10 protein-coding genes are annotated in these 9485 nt (G+C 66.2%); 4 read left to right on the top strand and 6 right to left on the bottom strand.

What is annotated here, in order from left to right:
- Positions 1–102: 102 nt before the first annotated feature.
- Entirely contained in the window at positions 103–762 is a 660-nt protein-coding gene (locus tag ABD243_RS15675) for a GntR family transcriptional regulator (protein WP_344367352.1), read from the top strand.
- A 6-nt stretch (positions 763–768) separates the two neighbouring features.
- Here ABD243_RS15675 and ABD243_RS15670 read toward each other — a convergent pair whose 3' ends face one another.
- Entirely contained in the window at positions 769–1548 is a 780-nt protein-coding gene (locus ABD243_RS15670) for an SDR family NAD(P)-dependent oxidoreductase (RefSeq protein WP_091255415.1), read from the bottom strand.
- Positions 1549–1898: 350 nt separating this feature from the next.
- Here ABD243_RS15670 and ABD243_RS15665 point away from each other — a divergent pair, with 350 nt between their 5' ends.
- Both ABD243_RS15665 and ABD243_RS15660 read left to right on the top strand, forming a co-directional pair.
- Entirely contained in the window at positions 1899–2336 is a 438-nt protein-coding gene (locus ABD243_RS15665; protein ID WP_344367351.1) for a hypothetical protein, read from the top strand.
- Between the two features lie 105 nt (positions 2337–2441).
- Positions 2442–2924 carry a hypothetical protein gene (locus tag ABD243_RS15660; protein WP_344367350.1) on the top strand — a complete coding sequence of 161 codons (483 nt, stop codon included), beginning with the start codon at positions 2442–2444 and terminating at the stop codon, positions 2922–2924.
- Between the two features lie 9 nt (positions 2925–2933).
- On the opposite strand, the gene ABD243_RS15655 is transcribed toward ABD243_RS15660, so the two are convergent.
- The 4 genes from ABD243_RS15655 to ABD243_RS15640 form a co-directional block, all read right to left on the bottom strand.
- A complete protein-coding gene (locus tag ABD243_RS15655) occupies positions 2934–4922 on the bottom strand; it encodes a DUF4389 domain-containing protein (protein ID WP_344367349.1) in 1989 nt (662 codons plus the stop codon).
- 81 nt (positions 4923–5003) lie between these two features.
- On the bottom strand, positions 5004–5450 hold the full coding sequence (locus tag ABD243_RS15650; RefSeq protein WP_116766676.1) for a flavodoxin family protein: 447 nt from the start codon (positions 5448–5450) through the stop codon (positions 5004–5006).
- Positions 5447–6502, bottom strand: coding sequence for a zinc-dependent alcohol dehydrogenase family protein (locus ABD243_RS15645; protein WP_344367348.1), 1056 nt, complete (start codon positions 6500–6502; stop codon positions 5447–5449). Before ABD243_RS15645 ends, ABD243_RS15650 begins: the two co-directional genes overlap by 4 nt.
- Positions 6499–6870, bottom strand: coding sequence for a hypothetical protein (locus ABD243_RS15640; protein WP_116766678.1), 372 nt, complete (start codon positions 6868–6870; stop codon positions 6499–6501). The genes ABD243_RS15645 and ABD243_RS15640 overlap by 4 nt, the downstream gene beginning before the upstream one ends.
- Positions 6871–7173: 303 nt before the next feature.
- Here ABD243_RS15640 and ABD243_RS15635 point away from each other — a divergent pair, with 303 nt between their 5' ends.
- Positions 7174–8700: an amidohydrolase gene (locus tag ABD243_RS15635; RefSeq protein ID WP_344367347.1), complete on the top strand. Its 1527-nt coding sequence runs from the start codon at positions 7174–7176 to the stop codon at positions 8698–8700.
- 30 nt (positions 8701–8730) lie between these two features.
- Here the strand turns inward: ABD243_RS15635 and ABD243_RS15630 are convergent, their stop codons facing one another.
- The gene (locus tag ABD243_RS15630; protein WP_344367346.1) at positions 8731–9243 is read right to left on the bottom strand and encodes a hypothetical protein; all 513 of its coding nucleotides are present in this window, start codon (positions 9241–9243) and stop codon (positions 8731–8733) included.
- Positions 9244–9485: the final 242 nt, after the last annotated feature.

Here is a 9485-nt window from a genome sequence, read left to right as displayed (position 1 = left end):
CGCCGCGCGGGCCCGGCAGCCGCCGGTCCCGCGCGGGTGCCGTACCATCAACTGTTAACACACCAACTGTAGACAGTTGACCACTGACAGTGAGGACACACCATGGCCGGAGCAACAGCCCCGCTGCTCGGACTCGAAAAGAAGAGCCTTCGCGAACAGGCGCTGTCCGCCCTGCGCACGGCGATCACGAGCGGTGAACTTGAGCCGGGCCGGCATCTGGTGGAGACCGAACTATCCGACATGCTCCAGATCAGCCGGGGAACGCTGCGCGAGGCCCTGCGGCAGCTGGAGCAGGAGGGGCTGCTCTCGGCCGGAGCGCGGGGACGGCTGTCCGTACGGCATCTGGACAGCAAGGAAATCCGGGATATCTACGCCGTCCGGGCGGCGCTGGAGTCGCTCGCGGTCCGGACGCTGTGTGAACTGCCGGACCGGATCCCGGTGATTGCGTCCCTGCGCTCGGCGATCGACGCCATGGCGGCGGCCGCGGAGGGGACCCTGGAGGAACGGATCGAGTCCGATCTCGAGTTCCACCGGACGATATGCCGGCTGACGGGAAACGAAACCCTGCTGCACTCCTGGGAATCGCTTGAGGGCTCCATCCGGATGTCGATCATGTTTGCCGGGATCGAACGGGCCGTCAAGAACATGAGCGTTGACCGGCACCACGACATCGTCGCCGCGATCGAGACCGGCGACGCAATGCTGGCGCGCGCCACCATCCTCGAACACATGGACGTCGCCGCGGCGAACCTCGTCGCCTAGCCGGCGTCAGTAGTCCACGATCGCGCCGGCGGAGATGTTGACCGTCGCGTCGGTGATGGCTGCCGCCTTATCCGAAACGATGAACGAGGCCACGTTCCCGACGTCTGTCAGGGTGGCGGTGCGGTTCAGATGGGCCGTCCTGGCGATCTCCACCACGATCTCTTCCCGACCTTCGGCTTGCCACGGGATGGTTTCAATAATGCCGCCGGTCACCATGGTGACCACGCGGATACCGTGCTTTCCCAGCTCGAGGGCCCATTGCCGGCGCAGTCCTTCCATCGCATCGAGCGCCACTTTGAACCCGCCCAGGCCCGGTACAGTCTGCGGGCCCGAGCCGCCGAACATGAGCACCACGCCGGAACGCTGTTTGACCATGTGGGCGGCGGCCGCGCGGGTGGTGAGAAAGTGGGTGCGCGCAGCCAGGCTGATGGGCCGGGTGAAGTCGTCCACATCAATGTCCATGAGCGGCTGCTGGACATCTCCAAACGAGATCACGTTGAAGGAGATGTCAATCCTCTTGCTCTTTTTCGCCACCCGGTTCACGAAGGCATCCACCTGCTCCTCGTCCAGGGCATCGACGACGGCGGTCTCCGCCGTGCCGCCGGCCTCGCGAATGTCTCGGGCCACTTTCTCCAGTCGCGCTTCGGTCCTGCCGGCGATGTGGACGGACGCGCCTTCGGCCGCGAAGGCCCTGGCCACCGCCCCGCCGACCGCCCCGCCGCCGCCGTAGATCAGTGCGGTCTTGCCGTGCAGCAAGCCGTTGTCCGGAAGCCCGTTATTCAGCATGGTCGCCTGCCTAGTGCCGCGGAGTTCGTGAATTCCCTCAACTATGTTCTTGCCGGACGTCGGTGGCAAGAGGCCCGGTCCCGTGCGGGCCGTCGCGGGACAACACCGGGGAGGGGCCGGGGCAACGCCGGGACCCGGCCAGGAGCCCCCCAAATGCTTACGCCTGGCCGAATCACGGCGCGCCTGACGGCTTACCGCCGTCCTGCCAGCGAGGAATTGGACACGTCCAATTCCTCGCCCTGAGCGTAACCGGAACAGATTAGACATGTCCAATCTGTTAGGATTGCACGCGAACTGACGACACGTGAAGAGCCGCGTCCGACCATATTCGCTTGATGAAAGAAGCCACTGTGAGCAGTGACCAGTCGACCTCGGCGCCGGGCCTAGCCCTCGCCCGCAAACTGAACATTCTCCTGGATACCGCTGAGGCCGAGGGCCGGAAAATCACGTTCAATGACGTCAGGGACGCCATGACCGAGGCCGGGACGCCGCTCTCTCGCGCCAGATGGCACTACATGCGATCGGGCACCGGCCCCGCCGTCAAGAAGGTCGAACTCCTGCAGAACCTGGCCAGGTTCTTCGGCGTGAACGAGAACTACCTGATCGATGGTGACGACGAACTTCCGCCCCGGGTGGAGGCTCAGCTTGAACTGCTCGCCTCGATGCGGGCCAACAAAGTCCGTAACTTTGCCGCCCGCCAACTGGACGGCCTCTCCCCCGAAACCCTGCTCCAGATCCGGGACCTGATCGACGAACAGCTCTCGCGCGGGGATACGGACGAGCCCTGAGTAGGCCGCCAACCATGCTTTGACCTGCGCTGATATGCTTTTGGCGAAGCTTGGCGGCTATGATCGCGGGCATGCTGACGCTCTCAACTGCCAAGGACTCGGTACATGGATTACGACGCCGCCCGGTCGCGGGCACGGGAAGCAGAAGCCGGCCTCGCCCTCGCCGAGCCGGTGTCCCTTGCCTCAATCCAGAGACACCTTGAACGGCAGCGGGGCCGCAAGATCGTCATCAACGCCATCGATGGGGCAACAGACAAAGTCTGCGGGCTGTGGTTCGGGCTGGACCATATGGACCTGATCCTGCACGCACGGGCGGCCTCCGAGGTCCACCGGCAGCAGATTGTCCTCCACGAGTTTGCCCACATGGTCCTGCGCCACGAGCAGGAAATCGTCTCCCCTGAATTGGCCGGCACATTCTTCCCGGAGCTCGATCCGGAGCGCGTCGTCAGGGCACTCAGGCGGACCGACTTCCTCAATGAGGTCGAGGTCACCGCGGAGCTCTTGGCAGATCGCCTCGCCGCACGCATCCGCCGTTCCCAGGACCGCTCGGGCGGTCAACCGGGGAACTTCAGCTCCGTGTTCGGATGATCCAACTCATCACGGCTTAGGGTCACCCTGGCCGCCCTGGTTGTTGGGGACTTCAGGGGCTTCTGGGGTTTCTGGGGTTTCAGCGTTGACCGCGGCCGCCGGGCCGCCGATGCCGTAGAAGCCCGCCTGGCCACCAGCCGGCCCGCCAGTCTGACCGGACGGGGGGCCGCCGGGCGATCCGCCTGGAGCCTCACGCTCGGGTGCCGGGCCACGCACGGTCGCCTGACCCTGACTCGGGGCTGGACCTGGCGCTGCTGGAGGATACGGGGATGGACCGGGGACCGGATACGGGGCGGCCGCGGCGGACCCAGCTGGGGGGCCGGAATAGGGTCCGGCTGGCGGGCCAGCATAAGGCCCGGCTGGGGGGCCGGAATAAGGCCCGGCTGGCGGGCCGGCATAAGGCCCGACCGGCGGTCCGGCATAGGCCGGCACCGGCATGTCGCCCGGATCGACGGGACCCATATCGAGGTGGAACGGCGGATATTCATCCCGCATCAGGGATACGTATGCGATGACGCGGTAGATCCAGCGGTTCAGGCCGAGCAGAAGATCGAACAAACCCCGCCAGTATTGGCCGGTGAACAACAGGATCACGCCGGCAATGAAGACCAGCAGCCCGAGGAGCGAGATGCCCACGCCTTCCTGCACCCAGCGGCCGTCGCGGAACTCCCATGACCTCGCCGTCCCGGTCAGCACGCCGATGATCAGCAGATGCGGAATGGCCAGCAGCCACGATTTCACGAAGATCAGGCCGCGGGACAGCCGGTCGGGATAGTCGACGTCGAAGTCGGCCGGGTAGCTGGTGCGGGCCAGGGTGAAGGGCGGATAGGCATCGGTGCCGATGGCGCTGAAGGCATAGAAGGCCACACGCCAGTTCCAGCGGATCACGCCGACATTGAAGTCGAACAGTGAGCGGGGGTAGCGGCCCGTAAACAGGATCGCGAACCAGGCCACAAGAGTGACGACGCCGAAAGCGAACCAGAGGAAGAACAGCACGATGCAGTGCGGAATGGCCAGGAACCACTTGACGAGCCACATCCAGCGGGACAGGTTCGGGTCGAGGTAGCCGTTGAGGCGGGCCGGATACACGTAGTGCGAGGGACCGCCCGGAGGCACCGGATAGGGAGTTCCCGGCGCGGCAGCGTAGGCTGCTACGGCGCCTGGCGGGGCTCCGGAGGACCCTGCCGCGCCCGGCGGCACTGCGCTGTTCAACTGCCCTGGGGCCCCGGGCGCGTACGCACCCACCGGATGCGGCTGGCCGGGCTGGGGCGGCAGGTTGCCGGGAGGGACGCCGCTGCCCGGGCCGCCTCGGCCGGACCGTGCGGCGCGGCCGAGGCCGGCCGCGCCCAGCACGATCAGCGGCACCCCGATCAGCAGCATCACAAGGCCGCCGATCAGCAGGCCGATGAAGATCGGCCACAGTAGGTCGGAGCGTGCCCCTGCCTGCAGATTTACCGCCACCGGTGCACTCGCATCGGCATTCATGACCACCACGGCCCAGCTTCCGGAGCGCAGGTTCCAGGTGAGTTCCTGTTCACCTGGGCCCGTGGCGGTCGCGGCCCAGAAGCTCTGCCGCGCCGGATCGGCCGGGGGCTTGAATCCGTCCACTTCGCGGTAGATAGTGCGGAAGGGATCGAACCTGACGTCGACGATCTCGGTATGCCGGACCCCGGCCATGTACGCCGCGACGTCGGCCCGCGGGGCAATTCCAATGAAGATTTCTTTGCCGGGGTCGTTGGTGGAGCCGCGGAGCAGCACGCTGCCTGCAAGGTCCACGGGGGTGCCCTCGGGCAGGCCGCCTGCGGTCATGAGGTCCAGCCGCGGGGTCGTCAGGGCGAAGGAATCGCCTGAGAACTGCTCCGACGGCGTGACGAAGTACCTGCCGTCGCGCTGCTGGTAGTTGGCCCATCCCGTGACGCCGGCTCCCGCCAGCAGTCCGAGCCCCACCAAGGCGCACAGCGCGCCGAGGACCAGCATGACAATCCGGCCTGCTTTCATGGCCGCCGTCCTTTCAGATGGTCCGTTTGTCCTGCCCGGTCGGGCAGGACTTCCGGATGCAGGGTGCGCCTGGCCGCGCCGCTACCGACCGAGCGAGGTCAGGAGGGTCTTTGCCCAACTGCCAGCCTTCTCGATTTCACCGCTGCGCAACGGGCCCTTGGTGCCGCCCACGTAGAACGGCATGGGCTCGGAGATGATGTCGGCTCCGCCGGAACGGAGGGCATGCGTGATCTTCTTGGCGGCGTCGCCGTGGATGAACATGCGCACGCGGGTGTCGAAGGCGGCCGCCTTAACCCCCGTGAGCCGGTCCTTGCCGAGGCCCGAAAGCAGCGCGGTGACCTTCGGCGTCGGACGCCATCCGTTGATGGGACTGCCGACGACGAGGAGGTCCCCCGCTGCCAACTCTCCGGCGTTGAAGTCGTCGACCGGGACGGCCGCGGCGTCCAGTCCCTCGAGCTCACCGGCCACTGCCTCGGCCACGGCCTTCGTGTTGCCGAAGGCCGAGTCGTAGACAATGAAGGCTTTCAAGCCGTGATCACCACTTTGAGGGCCTTCGTCTCTGCCGCGCGGGCGAAGGTGTCGTAGGCTTCCATGAACTCGTCAAAGGTGAAGTGGTGGGTGGCGAAACTGTCCGCTGGGAGTTTTTGCTGCGCCACGAGCTTGAGCAGCATGGGGGTGGTGTTGGTGTTGACCAGGCCCATGCTGATGTTGATGTTCTGGATCCAGAGGTTTTCGACGTGCAGCTCCACGGCTTTGCCGTGCACGCCGACATTGGCCACATTCCCGCCGGGCCGCACGATGTCGGTGCACATGGCGAAAGTCGCCGGGACGCCGACGGCCTCGATCGCCACGTCCACGCCCTGCCCGTCGGTCAGGAGCATCACCTGCTCCTTCCAATTGGGATCGCTGGAGAGGACGACATCGGTGGCGCCGAATTCACGGGATTTCTCCAGCCGGTTCGCGTCGAGGTCGACGGCGATGATCGTGGCGGCGCCATAGAGGCCCGCTGTGGAGATTGCGGCCAGCCCAACGGGACCTGCGCCGATCACTGCCACCGTGTCACCGGGCTTGACCCGGCCATACTGCACGCCGATCTCAAAGCCGGTGGGCAGGATGTCCGAGAGCATGACGGCCTGCTGGTCGCTGACTCCCTCGGGCAGGAGGTGCAATGAGTTCTCGGCGTACGGGACGCGGACGAACTCGGCCTGGGTGCCGTCGATCAGGTGCCCGAAGACCCAGCCGATGCCGGAGGTGCCCTCGTCCCCCAGGCAGTGGGAGTAGAGGCCGGTCTTGCAGTTGGCGCAGTGCCCGCAGGACTTGATGCAGGAGATGATGACACGGTCCCCGACCTTCAGGCTGGTCACGGACGCGCCGATCTCCGTAATGGTGCCGACCCCTTCGTGGCCCAGAATGCGTCCCTTTGTCACCGCCGGAACATCGCCTTTGAGGATGTGCAGGTCCGTGCCGCAAATGGTGGTGGTGTCCACCTTGACGATCACATCGCTAGGGCTCTGGATGGTGGGGTCGGGTACGTCGGTCCAGGATTTCTCTCCAGGACCGCCATAGACGAGGGCTTTCATACGTGCTCCTTGGTTTTGAGGATGGTCGGCGGATCCACGATGCGCAGCCGGCACGGCGTTACCGAGTCGTCGATGCCGGATGACATGACTGAGCGACGGGCATGCTCGTAGAGTTCTTCAATGGCATCGTCCGTCACGCGGGAGTGGGCGAGGTCCACCACGATTTCGTACCCGGGGAGTTTGGCCGCCACGCGGCGGCAGACAACATAGAGGGCCCGGATATTTGCGGGGGTGACGACGCCCCGCACGTTGACCCTCGCCGACTGCTCAATGGCGTCGATCCGAATAAGGACTTTGATGCGGGGATCCCCATGCGAGGGGTGTGCGTAGTAGGCGCTGGATCGGTTTCCGTATTGCCTGTGAGTCACGTGAGGTCAGAGCTCCCGCGCGGACCGTCACTGGACTCAAGAATGTAAAAATCGCTGTCAAAAGTCATGTTGGCTTCGGTCTCCTGCCCTATTCCCGCAGACGCGGGAAAGGGCGGAATGCCTTTTCCTTCCCCAAGGTTTTAAGCGAGACCGTGCACCTGATAAGCAAGCGGTTCATCCCCCAACTGGCCGTGCAGGAACCGCCCCAAATCCAGCTTGGGGGGTGCGGGATGAGGGGGTAAGGGGCGAAAGTCCCTTATGGGCGTTTAGGTCCTTCGGGGTTTCGCGCCTAGCCTGATTTCCATGTCTGAACAGCTCGATTCCCGCCTTTCGCCCGACCTCGTGCTGATTGCCGTGCGGCAGCCCGGGGACGACACATGCTCCGATGTGCATATACGAAATGGCGTCGTGGCGGCGGTTAGTCCGTCAACCGGGAATTCCGGCGTCGCCGGCACGCGGGTGGAGGCTCTCGACGGCCGCTACATCATTCCGGGGCTCTGGGATGAGCATGTCCACATGACGCAGTGGGCGTTAGCGTCTAATCGCCTTGATCTCTCCGGGGCCGGCTCGGCACGCGAGGCGGCCGCCGTCGTCGCTGCGCACCTGGCCGGGGCTCACCTGGCCGGGGCCGGAGGTGGCGACGCCGTTCCGGGTACTGTCCAGACGCTGGTGGGAGTCGGTTTCCGTGATGCCGTCTGGACGGATCTGCCAAGCCTGGACCTCCTCGACGGCGTGACGCACGGCCGGCCGACGGCCCTGATCAGCCATGATCTCCACTGCGTCTGGCTCAACTCCGCGGCGGCCCGGCGGTACGGCGTGCAGGTGGACGCGGGCGGCCTGCTCCGGGAAGAACCGGCGTTTGCCCTGACACGCGAGCTAGGCAAGCTTCCGGACACGGTGGTGGATGCTTGGGTGCAGAAGGCGGCCCAAGCCGCTGCCGCGCGGGGCGTGGTCGGGATCGTGGACTTCGAGATGACGTGGAACCGCAGCCCCTGGCTGCGGCGGATCTCCGGAGGCTTCGATGCGCTCCGGGTCGAAGCGGGGGTCTACCCGCAGGATCTGGACAGGGCCGTGGCCGAGGGACTGCGGACAGGCTTGGAGGTCGCCGGCGGCGGCGGGCTCCTGACCGTGGGCCCGCTGAAGGTGCTGATCGACGGCTCGCTCAATACCCGCACCGCATACTGCGTTGACCCGTACCCGAACGGCGGCCACGGCCTGCTGACGGTGGGCGCGGCAGAGTTGCTCGCCCTGCTGCTCCGGGCGCGGCAAGCAGGATTCGTGCCGGCCGTCCACGCGATTGGCGACGCGGCCAACCGCGTGGCGCTGGACGCGTTTGAGGCGGCCGGAATTGCCGGACGGGTGGAACATGCCCAGTTTGTCCGGAACGAGGATTTCGCCCGCTTCGGCCGGTTGGGCGTGATCGCGAGCGTCCAGCCGGCGCACGCCCTCGATGACCGCGACGCGGCCGAGGCGAACTGGCCCGGCCGCACGGACCGTTCCTTCCCGCTGCGTTCGTTGGTGGCCGCCGGTGCCAGGCTCGCTCTCGGCTCCGACGCCCCGGTGGCTCCGCTGGACCCCTGGACCGCCATGTCCGCCGCAACAACGCGCGCCCGGCAGGACGGCCGCGGACCCTGGCATGCCGAGCAGGCTCTCACCCGGCAAGAGGCACTCACCGCGTCAACGCGCGGGCGGGGCAGGATTCGGGTCGGGGATCCGGCGGATCTCGCGGTGCTCGACGTCGACCCGTTCACTGCGTCCGAGGCAGAGTTTGCCGCGATGCCGGTGGCCGCCACGCTGATGGCGGGGAGATATACGTACGGCGGCGTTTAGTTGTTGACCGCGACGGCGTCTGGCTGGCGACTAGTCTTTGCCCTTGACCCGCGCTTGGACGAGGTTGGCGTACGGCAGGCGGCCATACTCCGCCACGAACGCCGCGTGATAGCCGGCCTCGGCCGCGTTGAGCTCCTCAACGGGCAGCTCTTTCCACGCGATGATCAGTGACCCAGCCGCGGCGAGCTGCCAGATGAGCCGGCCGTCCCAGTGGCCGGGCGGCTTGCCGGCGCCGAAGTCGACGAATTCCTGAATCTGCCGCCGCAGCCCGCGGTTGCCTTTGCTCCCGGGACCGGCCTTGCCCACGAAGAGGACGTCGGCGCCATCGACCCATTCGGCGTCGAGCGCTTCGGCTTTCAGGGTGGGGTCCTTCTTCTTGAAGACGCCAGCCGTGCTCCTGGCCAGGAACTGCGGGCGGTACCCTTCGGGCTTTAACACCGCGAAAATTCCGGGTTTCTGCGGGATCCGGTTGATGTCAAGATCCCCGAGCAGCCGGAATCCTGTGAACCCGTCCTTTTTCAGTGACTGTCTGTTGATCGGCATGGATTCCTTGGATCGGGGCGGGGGCGTTCCTTCGAAGCTTACCGACGCGCAAGTTCGGCGGCCCTCATTTTGTCAGTGGTCGACGGGACACTGGATTCATGGACGGCATCCAAGGGCCCGAGACGGGGCCGGCAGACCCGGCACCGGCAAGTGCTGTGACGGTCGCTGACCTGGCCCGGATCCTGGCCTTCCTCCCGGTCCCGGACAGTGCCGCCGCACTGATCGACGAGATCCGGGATCTC

Source organism: Arthrobacter humicola, assembly GCF_039531445.1.
Taxonomy (GTDB): Bacteria; Actinomycetota; Actinomycetes; order Actinomycetales; family Micrococcaceae; genus Arthrobacter; species Arthrobacter humicola.
This window is presented reverse-complemented; position numbering and strand designations above follow the sequence as displayed.